The 14,763-nt window shown below is 63.6% G+C and carries 19 protein-coding genes; 11 read left to right on the top strand and 8 right to left on the bottom strand.

Going from position 1 to position 14,763, the window contains the following annotated elements; translation table 11 throughout:
• Nucleotides 1-84 precede the first annotated feature (84 nt).
• The 4 genes from GWQ44_RS19430 to GWQ44_RS19445 all read right to left on the bottom strand — a co-directional run bounded on the left by GWQ44_RS19430 (nt 85) and on the right by GWQ44_RS19445 (nt 2,977).
• Nucleotides 85-987 (bottom strand): alpha/beta hydrolase, encoded by a 903-nt coding sequence (locus GWQ44_RS19430; protein WP_275928084.1) that lies wholly within the window; start codon nt 985-987, stop codon nt 85-87.
• The gene (locus tag GWQ44_RS19435) at nt 987-1,769 is read right to left on the bottom strand and encodes a class II aldolase/adducin family protein (RefSeq protein WP_016965845.1); all 783 of its coding nucleotides are present in this window, start codon (nt 1,767-1,769) and stop codon (nt 987-989) included. Before GWQ44_RS19435 ends, GWQ44_RS19430 begins: the two co-directional genes overlap by 1 nt.
• A 145-nt stretch (nt 1,770-1,914) precedes the next feature.
• Nucleotides 1,915-2,601 carry an LrgB family protein gene (locus tag GWQ44_RS19440; RefSeq protein ID WP_047301809.1) on the bottom strand — a complete coding sequence of 229 codons (687 nt, stop codon included), beginning with the start codon at nt 2,599-2,601 and terminating at the stop codon, nt 1,915-1,917.
• Complete coding sequence (locus GWQ44_RS19445) at nt 2,591-2,977, bottom strand: CidA/LrgA family protein (protein WP_016964760.1); 387 nt, start codon at nt 2,975-2,977, stop codon at nt 2,591-2,593. Before GWQ44_RS19445 ends, GWQ44_RS19440 begins: the two co-directional genes overlap by 11 nt.
• 97 nt (nt 2,978-3,074) lie before the next feature.
• Here GWQ44_RS19445 and GWQ44_RS19450 point away from each other — a divergent pair, with 97 nt between their 5' ends.
• On the top strand, nt 3,075-3,971 hold the full coding sequence (locus GWQ44_RS19450) for a LysR family transcriptional regulator (protein WP_275928085.1): 897 nt from the start codon (nt 3,075-3,077) through the stop codon (nt 3,969-3,971).
• On the opposite strand, the gene GWQ44_RS19455 is transcribed toward GWQ44_RS19450, so the two are convergent.
• Nucleotides 3,952-4,407 carry a flavodoxin gene (locus GWQ44_RS19455; protein WP_016964758.1) on the bottom strand — a complete coding sequence of 152 codons (456 nt, stop codon included), beginning with the start codon at nt 4,405-4,407 and terminating at the stop codon, nt 3,952-3,954. The two genes, GWQ44_RS19450 and GWQ44_RS19455, sit on opposite strands and share 20 nt — an antisense overlap.
• A 155-nt stretch (nt 4,408-4,562) precedes the next feature.
• Here GWQ44_RS19455 and GWQ44_RS19460 point away from each other — a divergent pair, with 155 nt between their 5' ends.
• The gene (locus GWQ44_RS19460; protein ID WP_016964757.1) at nt 4,563-5,021 is read left to right on the top strand and encodes a PAS domain-containing protein; all 459 of its coding nucleotides are present in this window, start codon (nt 4,563-4,565) and stop codon (nt 5,019-5,021) included.
• 69 nt (nt 5,022-5,090) lie between these two features.
• Entirely contained in the window at nt 5,091-5,696 is a 606-nt protein-coding gene (locus tag GWQ44_RS19465; RefSeq protein WP_016964756.1) for a hypothetical protein, read from the top strand.
• An 18-nt stretch (nt 5,697-5,714) separates the two neighbouring features.
• On the opposite strand, the gene GWQ44_RS19470 is transcribed toward GWQ44_RS19465, so the two are convergent.
• On the bottom strand, nt 5,715-6,674 hold the full coding sequence (locus GWQ44_RS19470) for a MerR family transcriptional regulator (protein ID WP_275928086.1): 960 nt from the start codon (nt 6,672-6,674) through the stop codon (nt 5,715-5,717).
• Between the two features lie 212 nt (nt 6,675-6,886).
• Here GWQ44_RS19470 and GWQ44_RS19475 point away from each other — a divergent pair, with 212 nt between their 5' ends.
• The 6 genes from GWQ44_RS19475 (at nt 6,887) to GWQ44_RS19500 (ending at nt 9,971) form a co-directional block, all read left to right on the top strand.
• The gene (locus tag GWQ44_RS19475) at nt 6,887-7,456 is read left to right on the top strand and encodes an antibiotic biosynthesis monooxygenase (RefSeq protein WP_016964754.1); all 570 of its coding nucleotides are present in this window, start codon (nt 6,887-6,889) and stop codon (nt 7,454-7,456) included.
• 125 nt (nt 7,457-7,581) lie between these two features.
• Nucleotides 7,582-8,292, top strand: coding sequence for a dihydromonapterin reductase (folM, locus tag GWQ44_RS19480; protein ID WP_016964753.1), 711 nt, complete (start codon nt 7,582-7,584; stop codon nt 8,290-8,292).
• Nucleotides 8,293-8,314: 22 nt separating this feature from the next.
• Nucleotides 8,315-8,875: a GTP cyclohydrolase I FolE gene (gene folE, locus GWQ44_RS19485; protein ID WP_275928087.1), complete on the top strand. Its 561-nt coding sequence runs from the start codon at nt 8,315-8,317 to the stop codon at nt 8,873-8,875.
• A gap of 2 nt (nt 8,876-8,877) precedes the next feature.
• Complete coding sequence (gene folX / locus GWQ44_RS19490) at nt 8,878-9,249, top strand: dihydroneopterin triphosphate 2'-epimerase (protein ID WP_016964751.1); 372 nt, start codon at nt 8,878-8,880, stop codon at nt 9,247-9,249.
• Nucleotides 9,250-9,343: 94 nt separating this feature from the next.
• The gene (locus GWQ44_RS19495; RefSeq protein WP_016964750.1) at nt 9,344-9,640 is read left to right on the top strand and encodes a DUF1244 domain-containing protein; all 297 of its coding nucleotides are present in this window, start codon (nt 9,344-9,346) and stop codon (nt 9,638-9,640) included.
• Nucleotides 9,633-9,971: a HopJ type III effector protein gene (locus tag GWQ44_RS19500; RefSeq protein WP_199009002.1), complete on the top strand. Its 339-nt coding sequence runs from the start codon at nt 9,633-9,635 to the stop codon at nt 9,969-9,971. Before GWQ44_RS19495 ends, GWQ44_RS19500 begins: the two co-directional genes overlap by 8 nt.
• A 137-nt stretch (nt 9,972-10,108) precedes the next feature.
• Here the strand turns inward: GWQ44_RS19500 and trxB are convergent, their stop codons facing one another.
• Nucleotides 10,109-11,071 carry a thioredoxin-disulfide reductase gene (gene trxB / locus GWQ44_RS19505; protein WP_016964795.1) on the bottom strand — a complete coding sequence of 321 codons (963 nt, stop codon included), beginning with the start codon at nt 11,069-11,071 and terminating at the stop codon, nt 10,109-10,111.
• 310 nt (nt 11,072-11,381) lie between these two features.
• Here trxB and cysZ point away from each other — a divergent pair, with 310 nt between their 5' ends.
• Together cysZ and GWQ44_RS19515 are read left to right on the top strand one after the other, a co-directional pair.
• Nucleotides 11,382-12,131 (top strand): sulfate transporter CysZ, encoded by a 750-nt coding sequence (gene cysZ / locus GWQ44_RS19510; RefSeq protein ID WP_179598105.1) that lies wholly within the window; start codon nt 11,382-11,384, stop codon nt 12,129-12,131.
• A gap of 45 nt (nt 12,132-12,176) precedes the next feature.
• Complete coding sequence (locus GWQ44_RS19515) at nt 12,177-13,457, top strand: glycosyltransferase family 1 protein (RefSeq protein ID WP_275928088.1); 1,281 nt, start codon at nt 12,177-12,179, stop codon at nt 13,455-13,457.
• Here GWQ44_RS19515 and GWQ44_RS19520 read toward each other — a convergent pair.
• Nucleotides 13,454-14,557 carry an NADH:flavin oxidoreductase gene (locus tag GWQ44_RS19520; RefSeq protein ID WP_016964798.1) on the bottom strand — a complete coding sequence of 368 codons (1,104 nt, stop codon included), beginning with the start codon at nt 14,555-14,557 and terminating at the stop codon, nt 13,454-13,456. The genes GWQ44_RS19515 and GWQ44_RS19520 overlap by 4 nt on opposite strands.
• Nucleotides 14,558-14,763: the final 206 nt, after the last annotated feature.

Genomic DNA, 14,763 nt, shown 5'->3' on the forward strand with positions numbered 1-14,763 from the left:
ATGGTGCGCAATAAGACAGCGGGATAATCGCCCCGAGCGCTCAAGGGCGGGCTCCTGCTGGGGACCACAGCGCGGCCCCGGCGTTCAGGAGCCAACGGCCTGACGCGATGGCGATGGCAGCCTGTCGCGAAAGCCCAGGTAATGCTTGAGCACCGGCAGCGGCGCCTCGATCTGCGGGTAATGGCCGATGCCCGGCAGCAGCACGGTGTCCGGCTCGGGGATCAACTGGCAGTAGCGCTCCACCATGTGCGCGCCGGAAATCGGGTCCTGGGCGCCGTCGATCACCCGCAGCGGCACCTCGCCGCGTTGCATGGCACTGACCCAACGCTCGCGCTGGGCGCGCCGCTCGGGGATGTAGGCGATCAACTTGTGCAGGATGCGCGGCCCGTTGTTGCTGTGCACCAGGCTCCAGAAGTCGTCCAGGACCGACTCGCTGGGCCGGGTCTGGGGGCCGAAGATCTGTCGGAAGCTGTTCGCCAGGCCGTGGCGGCTGAAGGCCCGCCCAAGCATCCAGCCCAGCGGACTGAGCAGGAGCTTCTGGGTCAGCACCGGGCGATGGGTTTCCGGAAACAGGCCGCCATTGAGAAACACGCAGCTGGCAATCGCGATCCGCTGTTCATAGTGCCGGGCCAGCAGCTCCTGGGCGACGCTGTCGCCGTAGTCATGGGCCAGCAGGTGCACCGGCTGGCGGACCTGCACATGTGCCAGCAGCGCCTGCTGCAAGTCCGCCTGCTCCAGCAGGCTGTACTCGTGCTCCAGGGGCTTGTCCGAGTCGCCGAAGCCGAGCATGTCGCAGGCGATCACCTGATAACGCCGCGCCAGGGGTTGCCACAGGTAATGCCAGTCCCAGCTGGCCGTGGGAAAACCATGGATCAACAGCAGCGGCTCGCCATGCCCCGCCACCCAGTAACGAATGCGCCGGCCGCGGAACTCGAAGTCCTTGCCGCGCTTGCGCCAGACACAAAGAGGAATCTCGGCAATAGGCATCAGAGTTTATAACCCGGGTCGAGTTGATCGAGTTTGCGCAGCAGGGCCGGCCAGGCCAGCACCCCGCCCATGCCCTGGGCACTGCGGGTGACCCCGGCGATCATCGCCTTGGCCCCGCTCAGGATGGATGGGGCAATGGCCATCAGCTCGGCGCCGCCGCCCTGCGCCAGCACCTGGATCTCGCAGGCGCGCTGGAAGATGAACATCATCAGAAAGGTGTCGGCGATGCTGGCCCCGCAGGTCAGCAAGCCATGGTTGTGCAGCAGCAGAAAGTTGTTGTCCCCCAGATCGGCCTGCAGCCGCACCTTCTCCTCGGGGTTCAGGGCCACCCCTTCATAGGGGTGATGGCCCAGGCTCGACAGGACAAACAGCGACTGCTGACTGATGGGCAGCACGCCCTGCTTCTGCGCCGACACGGCAACCCCGGCGGCGGTATGGGTATGCAGCACACAGAGCACATCGTGGCGCACCGCATGCACGGCACTGTGGATGGTGTAGCCGGCCGGGTTGATCTCGTAGGGGCTGTCCATCAGCTTGTTGCCGGCCTGATCGACCTTCACCAGGCTGGAGGCGGTGATCTCGTGGAACATCATGCCGAACGGGTTGATCAGAAAGTCTTCGGTGCCCGGCACCTTGGCGGAGATGTGGGTGAAGATCAGGTCGTCCCAGCCATGCATCGCCACCAGGCGGTAGCAGGCGGCCAGGTCCAGGCGGGTTTGCCACTCGATGGCGCTGACCTGGTTTTTCACACTCGCTGTCGATTGAACGGGGGCTGAGCTCACGGCAAGGACCTCGGTGACGGTTCTTATTGGAGGAGAGGACCCTCAGAGTCTAGACAGCCCGAAGCGCGGGCGGAGTTGCATTGCCAGCCAGCTTGATGACCGAGCGGGTCAGCCGAAAAAAAGGCTCTGGCGCAGGGGTTTCACGTCAAAGCACCGACGCCAGCAAAGGGGCGGCGAACAGGTTCAACAGCCCGGTCAGGACCATCACCAGACCGGCCACCGAGCCCTCCTCGCCGCCGACTTCATGGGCCCGGCTGACCCCGGCTCCGTGGGCCCCCACCCCAAACAAGGCGCCTCGGGCCAGGGCACTGCGCAGGGGCAGCCAGCGCAGCAGCACACCGCCAAGCATGGCGCCGAACACCCCGGTGAACATCACGAACACCGCCGTCAGTTCGGGCACGCCGCCCAGGTCATGGGCCAGGGGCATGGCGAACGGCGTGGTAATGGAACGGGGCACCAGGGACAGCGTCACCGAGCTGTCCAGGGCCAGCATCTTCGCCAGGCCGAAGGAACTGCCGATGGACGCGGCGCTGCCCGCCAGCATGCCCAACAGCAGGGCCGACCAGTGGCGCATCAGCAGGTGCCGCTGCTGCCAGATGGGAATCGCAAAGGCCACGGTCACCGGCCCCAGCACCAGCATCAGCCAGTGGGTGTTGGCGGCATATTCGGCGTAGGCGGTGTGCAGCGGCACGGCAATCGCCAGCAACAGGGCCGGCACCAGGATCAGCGGCGACAGCAGGTAGCGCCCGGTGCGTCGATAGATCCAGCGGCTGAACAGATAGGCCCCCAGGGTCAGGGCCAGCCAGAACATCGGCATCAGCTCAAGCTTCATGGCGCATTCTCCAGCGGCACACCCATTCCACGGTCAGCGCGGTCACCAGCATCACCAGCAAGGTGCTGATGCCGATCACCAGCAGGATCCGCCAGCCCTCCTCGCGCAGCAGGCTGCCGTAATCCAGCAGGCTCATCAGCGCCGGAATGAAAAACAGCAGCATCTCCGCCATCAGCAGGCCGGCCCCCAGTTGCAGCGTGGCCGGCTTGACCCAGCCCAGGGCGAAGGCCAGCAGCAACAGCCCAAGGCCGATGACCCCGCCGGGAATCGGCCAGGGCAGCCAGGTGGCCAGTTGGCAACCGAGAAAATAGATGGCCAGCAGCACCGCCAGTTCGCCAATCAGGCGGCTCAGGCGTTTACAGGTGGAAATGTTCATGGGGTCAGGTCCTCTCAGGGGCCCATTTTATAAAAAGCCCCCGCATCACCGAAGCGAATTGTTAGACTCGAAACCATTCCAATCTGGAATTACCACCATGGATTTCAAACAACTGCGCAGCTTCGTCGAAGTGATGCGCCAGGGCGGTTTCACCCAGGCGGCCAAGACCCTGCACATCAGCCAGTCGGCCGTCAGCAAACAGATCGCCCAGCTGGAACAGAGCCTGGGCACGCCCCTGCTGGAGCGCCAGGGCTCGCACATTCATCTGACTGCCGCCGGCAGCGTGGTGCTGCAACGGGCCGAGGGCATGCTGCGCCTGCGCCAGGAACTGCTCAGCGAACTGGACGACCTGAGTCAACTGGCCCGGGGCGAACTGCGCCTGGGCCTGCCGTTGCTGGGCAGCGACGCACTGTTCGCCAGCCGCTTTGCCGAATACCGCCGGCGCTATCCGAACATTCAGGTGTCACTGCTCGAAGGCGGCAGCCTGAATGTCGAGCAGGCGGTGCGCAATGGCGAGCTGGAACTGGGCGGCAGCCTGACCCCCAAGGACCCGGTGTTCGCCTATCAGCCTTTTTGCGATGAGCCTCTGGATGCCTTGCTGCCCGCCGATCATCCCCTGGCGATGAACGCCCAGGTGCGCCTGGAAGAACTGGCGGATACCCCCTTCCTCCTCTATCAGCGCAGCTTTGTGCTCAACGACCGCCTGCTCCAGGCCTGCCAGCAAGTGGGCTTCACCCCCAAGGAGGGCGGGCGCAGTGGTCAGGCGGATTTTCTCGCGGCACTGGTGGCCGCGGGACAAGGCGTGGTGTTACTGCCCAGTGTGGTGGCCCGCGGCCTGGTGCGGCCGGGGGTGGTGCGCCTGACACTCAAGGCGCCGGAATACCTGCGTTGGGATATCGCCTTCATCTGGCGCCAGGGCGCTTATCTGTCCAAGGCAGCGCAAGCCTGGCTGGCGCTGCTGCGGGAACAGCCGGTCAGCCCCGCAGGGCGCTGATCAGCTCGGCCAGCCAGGGCTCGGCGTCGGTTTCCGGGGTCACGCTCTCGCTGGCGTCCAGGCGCAGCATCGGCAGCACTTCGCGCACGCCCAGTTCGGCAAACAACTCGCGCATCTGCTCACCGCCACCGCAAAAGGTATCGCCGTAGCTGGAGTCGCCGAGGCCGATCACCGCCCCCGGCAGCCCGCGCCAGGCGGCGGGCAGCTGATCGCGGATGCTCGAATACAGCGGCAGCAGGTTGTCCGGCAGTTCACCCATGCCGGTGGTCGAGGTGACCGCCAGCAACGCCTGGGGCGCGAAGGCCTGGACCTCGGCCAAGCTGGCGCGCGGGTTGTGCCAGGCCTCGAAACCGGCGGCATTGAGGAGTTTGGCGACGTGCCGGGCGACTTCTTCAGCCGTGCCGTAGACCGAGCCGGAAAGGATGGCGACTTTCATCAATCTGTTCCTGAAGCTGACTAAAAGACTGGGATATTACCAGCTACGGAGTAAAATCCCTTTCCTGGCATGCCGCGCCTCTGGATAGCCCCAGTGGACAGCGTGCCAGCATGTCTTAGAATCCAGCACCAACTGATCGATAGCGGAACTTCGGGATGATCAACGCGCATCTTCTGCAACGGATGATCGACGCCTCCAACGACGGGATTGTGGTCGCGGAACAGGAAGGCGAAGACAACATCGTGATTTACGTGAACCCGGCTTTCGAGCGATTGACGGGCTACAGCGCCGATGAGGTGCTTTACCAGGACTGTCGCTTCCTGCAATCCGGGGACCGCGACCAGCCGGGCCTGGAGCGGATTCGCCAGGCCCTGAGCAAGGGCCAGCCGTGCCGCGAGGTGCTGCGCAACTACCGCAAGGACGGCAGCCACTTCTGGAACGAGCTGTCGATCACTCCGGTGTTCAACGACAGCGACCAACTGACCTACTTCATCGGCGTGCAAAAGGATGTCAGCGCCCAGATCAAGAGCCAGCAGCGCCTGCAGCAGCTGGAACAACAGCTGGCCGCCGCCGAGGCCGAACTGGCCGCGCTCAAGGCGACCGACGGGCACTAATAAAATTCATCTTTGGTGGTCTGTAGGGATATTCCCCGCCGATCAGCCATCCACCCTTCGAGCAACATCATGCAGCGTGACGCCCTCCTCACCCAGGATGAACTGGACTTCATCCGGACCATGCAGCACAACCCGCAGCTCAATGTGCGCGAAAGCACATCCAGCCTGCTGGTCAATGGCGGCGCACAGGTCCGTGACTTGCTGACCCGCCTGGCGGCCAACGAAAAGGTCACTCTCCAGGCGCACTTCGACAATCAGCAGATGACCTTTCCCCTGCAACTGGTGGAAGACGAGTTCCATGCCCTGCATCTGCGCCTGGGGGTGCCGAGCATCTTCGAAGACGGCCCCATGGTCCGGCCCTGGCGCCTGACGCTGGAAGAACCGGTTGCCCTGGAAAACGCCAAAGGCCAGCCGGGACGCCTGTGGGTGCGGGAAGTGTCGTTCAAGGGCGTGTTGCTGGAGATCCGCAACCGGACCCGCCCACCCAAGCAGTTCGCCCAGTGGTTCAGCCCCTCGGGGTATGAGCGGATTGCCCTGCATGGGCGCTTCGAGCGCCAGACCGAAGCCGGTTTCTATGCCTACCGCCTGGATCAGCGCGATGCGGAAGAAACCGAGCGCCTGCGCCAGTTCATCCTCCAGCAGCACCGCCACAGCCATCCGGCCCTGCACGCTTGAGCCGGGCCGACGACGCTTTCAGGTATCCAGGCGCCCACTGAGGAACTGCCGCAGGCGCTTCTGCATCAGGCGTCCGTCATTACCCAGGCAGGCCACCGGCGAACCGCTGAGACGGTCCTGCGCCAGGTCCGCCGCATCTCCGGCCAGCATCAGCGGACAATCCAGGGTCAGCGCCAGCCGCTGAAGACGCTTGGGCAGTTCCGCCGTCGGCGCATGATTGGAAAACACCACCAGGGCCACGGGCTGGAGCTTCTCGCAGACCAGGGTCAGCTCCTCCAAGGGCGCCCCCGGCCCCAGCAGACGGACACCGATCTGGTCATGCCCGAGCATCAGCGCCGCCACCAGCAGCTCCAGCTCGCGACACTGCTCGTTGAACGCCGTCAGCAACAATTGCCGACTCTGGCCGGCCCGCTGCAGCAACAGGCGCTGAGTGATCCGCGCGCGCAAGAAACCGTCCAGAAACAACCACTCGCTGGTCTGGCCGAAATCGTCCCGAACCTGCAGCAGTTGCTTCCAGAACGGCAGGAAGATGTCCTGGAACACCACCGGCAGGGCATAACTGGAAAAGATCTGCCCATACAGACGCTCCAGCAGCTCTTCATCGAAGGCGCTCACCGCCAGCTTCAACTGATCGCGCCACTGGCCGTACTCGCCTTGCTGAGGATCGTCTAGCGGTACCTTGACCTGAACCTGGGCAGCGCGGTTCTTGGCCATGATCTTGCCCACCTTGCTCACCGCCACGCCGCGCTCGATCCAGCCGAGAATCTCCCGCACCGCCTCAACATCGTGCATCGAATACAGGCGATGCCCGCTTTCGGTGCGCGTGGGTTGAATCAGGCCGTAGCGTCGCTCCCAGGCCCGCAGGGTCACCGGGTTGATGCCGGTCAGGCGCGCCACCTCACGAATCGGAAACAACTCGTCCTGAGGGACGGAGTCAGGGGCAGGCGTGACAGGGACAAGTTCAGTCATGACGGGCATCTGGGGGAGAACACACCGATAAACAAAGTGGCGCTCATTCTACTCTTCCTCAGCGCCAATGCCTCAAGCCCGAGAAAAACCGACCAGCGTCGTTGGTCCAGCGCCGGCAATCGGGAATAATCCTTGCTTGTTCCAGACGCGGCCCACTACCCCGGTGCCACGTCAAGCGCCTGCCTTATCCAGGCGGCGCATTGGTTTTACGGAGATACATAATGTCTACCTCACCCGTCACCCTGATGGTTGCCCGGCGCGTTGCCGACGGCCGTTACCAGGACCTGATCGCCTGGCTGCGCGAAGGCGAACAACTGGCCACCGACTTTCCCGGCTACCTGGGTTCCGGTGTCCTTGCCCCCCCGCCCGACGATGACGAATTCCAGATCATCTTCCGCTTTGCCGACGAACACACCCTGCACACCTGGGAACACTCCGCCTCGCGTACCGCCTGGCTGGCCCGGGGCAGCGATCTGTTTGCCCACCCTTCTGAGCACCGGGTCAGCGGTATCGATGGCTGGTTCGGCGCGGCCGGACAGCGACCGCCACGCTGGAAGCAGGCCGTGGCCATCTGGCTGGCGTTCTTCCCGGTCTCGCTGCTGTTCAACTTCGTCCTCGGCCCCTTGCTCAGTGATCTGAGCCTGCTGCCCCGGGTGTTTGTCAGCACCCTGGCGCTGACCCCGCTGATGGTCTATTTCTTCATTCCGCTGTCCACCCGCCTGCTGGCCAACTGGCTCAACAGCACACCGGCGCGCGTATTGCCGAGCGCCCCCTCGACGCAGAATCCGTGATTCGCCGGCAAGCCGGCTCCTGCAGCGCTTCGCGCCGACCGCAGGAGCTGGCCAGCCCGTTGCCTGCAGGCACAGCTCCTCCCCCGCTGGTATAGTTTTCCCCCTACCCGCGACGCGAGCCCTCCATGAACGCTTCCCCCGCCCCGATCCTGATCACTGGTGCCAGCCAGCGTGTCGGCCTGCATTGCGCCCTGCGCCTGCTGGAAGACGGGCAGCCGGTGATCGTCACTTATCGCAGCCAGCGCCCGGGCCTTGAAACCCTGCGTGAAAAAGGCGCCACCCTGCTGTTCGCCGACCTGTCCAGCGAAGCCGGAATCCTGGCCCTGATCAGCGAGCTGAAAAACCACACCGAGCGCTTGCGGGCCATCGTCCACAACGCCTCGGAATGGCTGGAAGAAAGCCCCGGCGAGGAAAGCGCCGCCTTTGCCCGGATGTTCAGCGTGCACATGCTCGCGCCCTACCTGATCAACCTGCATTGCGCAGAATTGCTGCAGCGTTCAACCCCGGCGGACATCATCCACATCAGCGACGATGTGACCCGCAAGGGCAGCAGCAAGCACATTGGCTACTGCGCCAGCAAAGCCGGGCTGGACAGCCTGACCCTGTCTTTCGCGGCGAAATACGCCCCGACAATCAAGGTCAACGGCATCGCTCCGGCCCTGCTATTGTTCAATCCCGACGACGACGCGGCGTACCGCGCCAAGACCCTGGCCAAATCCGCGCTGGGCATCGAACCCGGCAGCGAAGTGATCTACCAGAGCCTGCGCTACCTGCTGGACAACCCCTATGTCACCGGCACCACCCTGACCGTAAACGGCGGGCGACACATCAAGTAAGCCGGCCCCGTGAGGACCTTGCATGACTCTTTCCCTGCCCCAGCACTACCGCGAGATCCTCAAGGATCTGGGCGAAGACCCCGAACGCGAAGGTTTGCTCGACACCCCCAAGCGCGCAGCCAAAGCCATGCAGTACCTGTGTCACGGCTACAGCCAGTCGCTGGAGGACATCGTCAATGGCGCACTGTTCGCCTCCAACAGCGATGAAATGGTGATCGTCGCCGACATCGAACTGTATTCCCTGTGCGAACATCACCTGCTGCCCTTCATCGGCAAGGCCCATGTGGCTTATATTCCCACCGGCAAGGTACTGGGGCTGTCGAAGATCGCCCGCATCGTCGACATGTTCGCCAGGCGCCTGCAGATCCAGGAAAACCTCACCCGGGAAATCGCCGAAGCGGTGCAGAGCGTGACCCAGGCCGCCGGCGTCGCGGTAGTGATCGAGGCCAAGCACATGTGCATGATGATGCGCGGCGTCGAGAAACAGAATTCCACCATGCACACCTCGGTGATGCTCGGCGCCTTTCGCAATTCGAGCACCACTCGCCAGGAATTCCTGCAATTGATTGGACGGAGCAAGTAGCAATGCCACAACTTCAGCCAGGAATGGCTCGCATCCGGGTCAAGGACCTGCTCCTGCGGACCTACATCGGAATCAACGAGGAAGAAATCCTCAACAAGCAGAATGTGCTGATCAACCTGACCATCCTGTACCCCGCCCAGGAGGCGGTGCGTGACAACGATATCGATCATGCGCTGAACTATCGCACCATCACCAAGGCAATCATCGCTCACGTCGAAGGCAACCGCTTCGCCCTGCTGGAGCGCCTGACCCAGGAACTGCTGGATCTGGTGATGAGCAACGACTCGGTGCATTACGCCGAGGTCGAGGTCGACAAACCCCACGCCCTGCGCTTTGCCGAATCGGTATCCATCACCTTAGCGGCAAGTCGCTAGCGCCCAGCGGCCAGTCAACGCGATTCGGCGTTGACTGGCCGCTGGCAGCTTGTCGCTTGCCGCTGTTCCCATCCTTTTATGTGCAGTGAGTCTTATGTCCCCTCAACAACGCCTGGAACTGGAAGCCGCGGCCTTTCGCCGCCTGGTGGCCCATCTGGACAGCCGCAAGGACGTGCAGAACATCGACCTGATGAACCTGGCCGGGTTCTGCCGCAACTGCCTGTCCAAGTGGTACAAGGCCGAGGCCGACGAGCGCCAGATCGAGGTCAGCCTCGATGAGGCCCGTGAAGTGGTGTACGGCATGCCCTACGCCGAATGGAAAAATCTCTACCAGAAAGAAGCCAGCGCCGAGCAGCAAGCGGCGTTTGCCAAAGGAAAACCCCATGACTGACCTGAACACCCTGCGCGCCAGCCTGAACAGCGGTGAACATGCTTTTGCCGACACCCTGGCCTTTGTCGCCGCCGGTTACCACTACCAGCCCCAGGCGTTCAACAATGGCGGCGTGGAAAACGCTGCCGGGCAGAACGAAGGTTCGTGCAAGACCCTGGGCCTGGCCCTGCTGGAAGGCCTGAGCGACCAAGAGGCGCTGCTGGCCTTTGGCGAACACTACCGCTCGGTACTGGCCACGCCCGAAGGCACTGATCACGGCAATATCCGCGCCCTGATCGCCCACGGCCTGGCCGGGGTGAAGTTCGCAGCCCAGCCGCTGACCCGGCGCTGATCCGTACTCTGCAGGAGCTGGCTCGCCAGCGAAGGCGTCAGCGCAGGGCTCGGAGGAATCTTCGCCGGCAAGCCGGCTCCTGGCGTGCAACACCCATAAAAAAACCGGCTTGCGCCGGTTTTTTTATTGCCTGGGGATCAGTGTGCAGCGTTCTGCAGACCGTCCAGGTAACGCTCGGTGTCCAGTGCCGCCATGCAACCGGCGCCGGCCGAGGTGATGGCCTGGCGGTACACGTGGTCGGCCACGTCACCGGCGGCAAAGATGCCTTCGACGCTGGTCGCGGTCGCATTGCCGTCACGACCGCCCTGCACCACCAGGTAACCGTCCTTGAGGGTCAGTTGGCCTTCGAACAGCGAGGTGTTCGGGGTGTGGCCGATGGCGATGAACACGCCGTCGACCTTCAGCTCTTCGAAGCTGCCGTCGTTGTTCTTCAGGCGGGCACCGGTCACGCCCATGTTGTCGCCCAGGACTTCGTCGAGGTTGGCATTGAGCTTGAGGATGATCTTGCCTTCGGCCACGCGGGCGTTGAGCTTGTCGATCAGGATCTTCTCGGCGCGGAAGGTTTCGCGACGGTGGATCAGGGTCACGGTGCTGGCGATGTTGGCCAGGTACAGGGCCTCTTCAACGGCAGTGTTGCCGCCGCCGACCACGGCCACCGGCTTGTTGCGATAGAAGAAACCGTCGCAAGTGGCGCAGGCGGAAACGCCCTTGCCCATGAAGGCTTCTTCCGAAGGCAGGCCCAGGTAGCGAGCGCTGGCGCCGGTGGCGATGATCAGGGCGTCGCAGGTGTAGGTCGCGCTGTCGCCGGTCAGGGTGTACGGCTTGGCGGCAAAATCCACGGCATTGATGTGGTCGAAGACGATTTCGGTTTCGAAACGCTCGGCGTGCTCGCGCATCCGCTCCATCAGTGCCGGACCGGTCAGGCCGTGCACGTCGCCAGGCCAGTTGTCGACTTCAGTGGTGGTGGTCAGCTGGCCGCCGGCCTGCATGCCGGTGATCAGCAGCGGCTTCAGGTTGGCCCGGGCGGCATAGACGGCGGCGCTGTAACCGGCAGGGCCGGAACCGAGAATAATCACACGCGAATGACGTACTTCAGACATGACTCACTCCTATCGACCGGCCCGGGTGACCTGGCACGGAACGCCGGATTGCCGGCTGGAATAAAAAAGGACGGCGAAACCTCGGGGAAGGCTTTGACTCGTCCGTCCCAAAAATAATGGGTGAAGCGTATAGAGGGGGCGAAGATTAAGGAAATACGGTTTAACAATCCAGCTCATAGGCGGTCTCTATCCCCAGCGGACTCATTTGAAAGGGTCTTTGTTACCGTTGATGTCGACCTGATGGTGCTGCTTTCGCCCCTTGGGCAAAGCCGGTAAGGTCGGCGCGTTTTCCATCTGCTCGGAGCGTTCTATGCCCGCCCCCGTACTGTCCGGACCGCAATACCTGCGCGAAGGCCTGAAGCTGGTCCTCAGCCCTGGCCTGCGCCTGTTCGTGCTCCTGCCCCTGGCGATCAACCTGATACTGTTCGTCGGATTGATCTATTTCGCCGGCCACCAGTTCAGCCTGTGGATCGACAGCCTGATGCCAACCCTGCCGGACTGGCTGAGTTTTCTCAGTTACATCCTCTGGCCACTGTTCATGGTGCTGGTGGCGCTGATGGTGTTTTTCACCTTCACCATGCTGGCCAACATCATCGCCGCGCCCTTCAACGGCTTTCTATCGGAAAAGGTCGAAACCGTGGTCCGTGGCACCGACGATTTCCCGCCCTTCAGCTGGGGCGAACTGATCGCCATGATCCCCCGCACCCTGTCCCGGGAAATGCGCAAGCTCGGCTACTTCCTGCCCCGGGCCATCGGCCTGTTCATCCTCTCGCTGATCCCGGTGGTCAACCTGGTGGCCGCGCCGCTGTGGCTGCTGTTCGGCATCTGGATGATGGCCATCCAGTACATCGACTACCCGGCGGACAACCACAAGATGAGCTGGCAGGACATGCTCGCCTGGCTGCGGCAGAAGCGCTGGCAGAGCCTGGGCTTTGGCGGCATCGTCTACCTGGCGCTGATGATCCCCTTCGTCAACATCCTGATGATGCCGGCCGCCGTGGCCGGGGCCACGCTGTTCTGGGTGCGTGAACGCGGGGTGGAGAAGCTGCCGGGCCAATAGGACCCCGGCGTCATAAATCCATCATCCGCACGTCACAATGGCGACATGGCCCCAGTCGACACTGAGGCCATGACGACCGCTCTGCATATCACCCTCATCACGGAAACCTTCCCACCGGAAATCAATGGCGTGGCCAATACCCTTGGCCGCCTGTGCGATGGCCTGCGTGCTCGCGGGCATCAGGTGGAACTGGTGCGCCCGCGCCAGGGCTGCGATCAGAGCCGGCCCAGCGATGAAGCCCTGCTGCTGTGCCGCGGCTGGCCGCTGCCGGGTTATCCGGGGCTGCAATGGGGCCAGTCGTCGATGCACAAACTGCTGCGGCGCTGGAAACGCCAGCGCCCGGACGTGCTCTACATCGCCACCGAAGGCCCCCTGGGGCTGTCTGCACTGCGGGCTGCCAAGCGCCTGGGGATCTCGGTGGTCAGCGGCTTCCATACCAACTTCCAGCAGTACTCCAGCCAATACGGCCTGGGTTTGCTGACCCGCCTGCTGACCCATTACCTGCGCTGGTTCCACAACCGTTCGAAGCTGACCCTGGTGCCCAGTGTCAGTCAGCGCCTGGAGCTGGAACGCCGCCACTTCGAACGTCTGGCCCTGCTGTCCCGGGGCGTCGACAGCCAGTTGTTCCATCCGGCCAAGCGCCTCAATGAGCTGCGCAGCGGTTGGGGCCTGGGCAACGATGATCTGGCGGTGATCCATGTCGGACGCCTGGCGTCGGAGAAGAACCTGGGGCTGCTCAAGCGCTGCTTCGAACGGCTCCAGGCCACTTATCCACAGCGTCGGATGAAGTTGATCGTGGTGGGTGACGGCCCACAACGCGCCGCCCTGGAAAAAAGCCTGCCCGAGGCCCTGTTCTGCGGCTGCCAGCGCGGCGAGGCACTGGCGGCCCATTACGCCTCGGGGGATGTGTTCCTGTTTCCCAGCCTGACCGAAACCTTCGGCAATGTGGTGCTGGAAGCCCTGGCGTCAGGGTTGGCGGTGGTGGCTTACGATCAGGCCGCTGCAGCCCAACATATCCGCCATGGCTACAACGGCGTGCTGGCCATGCCCGGGGATGAAGGCGCGTTCTGTGAGGCCGCCGGCTGGCTGCTGGAGGAGGCGGAAACCCTGCGCCGGGTGCGCCTCAACGCCCGACAACACGCCAGCCGCCAAGGATGGCCCGCGGTGATCGAGCAGTTTGAGGATCAGTTGCGCAATGCCTGCCAGCCGGCGCCGGCCGTGGACTACGAGGCAATGATCGACGCGGCGCTGCAAACGCCAGGTGCGGTCAAGACACTCCAGGCGGTGAGGAGGCTACCCCCCTCGCCGCCCGGCGCCGGGCGTTAGACCAGGGTCATCAGGGCTTCACGGCTGAACGGCAGAATGTCCTGCTCACGGCCTTCACGGACTTTCTGCGCCCAATCCGGATCCACCAGCAGGGCCCGGCCCACCGCCACCAGATCGAACTCGTCATTGTTCAGGCGCTGCAACAGGTTCTCCAGACTGGCCGGCTGCGCCACCTTGTCGGTGTTGACCATGAATTGCAGGAACTCGCCGTCCAGGCCGACGCTGCCCACGGTGATGGTCGGCTTGCCGGTGAGCTTGCGGGTCCAGCCGGCCAGGTTGAGGTCGGAACCTTCGAACTCCGGCTCCCAGAAGCGCCGGGTCGAGCAGTGGAAGATATCCACACCGGCCTCCGCCAGCGGCTTGAGGAAGGCGCCCAGGGCTTCCGGGGTCTGCACCAGGCGAGCGCTGTAGTCCTGCTGCTTCCATTGGGAGAAACGCAGGATGATCGGGAAATCCGGGCCAACGGCGGCACGCACGGCCTGGATCAGCTCGATGGCGAAACGCGAACGCTGGGCCAGGTCGCCGCCGTATTCGTCGCTACGCTGGTTGCTGCCTTCCCAGAAGAACTGGTCCACCAGGTAACCGTGGGCGCCGTGGATTTCCACGCCATCCATGCCGATGCTCTGGGCATCCTTGGCGGCCTGGGCGAAAGCGGCGATCACCTCCCGGATGTCCTCGTGGGTCATGCCATGCACCACCACCTTGCCATCCTTGAGCTTCTCACTGGGGCCGTAGCCGGGCACGCTGGCATCCGGCTCGGTGCCCAGGCGTCGCACATTGCCCACATGCCACAGCTGCGGGACGATCTTGCCGCCCTCGGCATGAACCGCGTCCACCACCTTCTTCCAGCCGGCCAGGGCCGCTTCGCCATAGAACTGCGGCACGTTGGGATAACCGTTGGCGGCCTTGTGCCCGACCGTGGTGCCTTCGGTGATGATCAGGCCCACGCCGGCGGCGGCGCGGCGCCGGTAATACTCGATGACCTTGGAGTTGGGCACCCCACCCGGGGAAAACGACCGGGTCATCGGCGCCATCACCACGCGGGTCGGCAGCTCCAGCGCGCCGAGTTGAAAGGGTTTGAACAAGGCTTGAACAGGCATGCTGCACTCCGACAAAAAGGCTTGAGTCGATAGTCGACCCACAAGACTGCGCCGGTTACCTGCCCCAGCGCACTTATGATGGGGATAATATTCATCCCCCAAAGCCCTGCACAGCATTATTGATTTAAGTGATTTAGATGCAAAAACGCCGCATGAGAGCGGCGCGGGGCAGGCAGGAACAATGGGCCGGGCGGATGGACCCGGCT

This window comes from Pseudomonas sp. 3MA1, from assembly GCF_029237275.1.
Lineage (GTDB): Bacteria > Pseudomonadota > Gammaproteobacteria > Pseudomonadales > Pseudomonadaceae > Aquipseudomonas > Aquipseudomonas fluorescens_AP.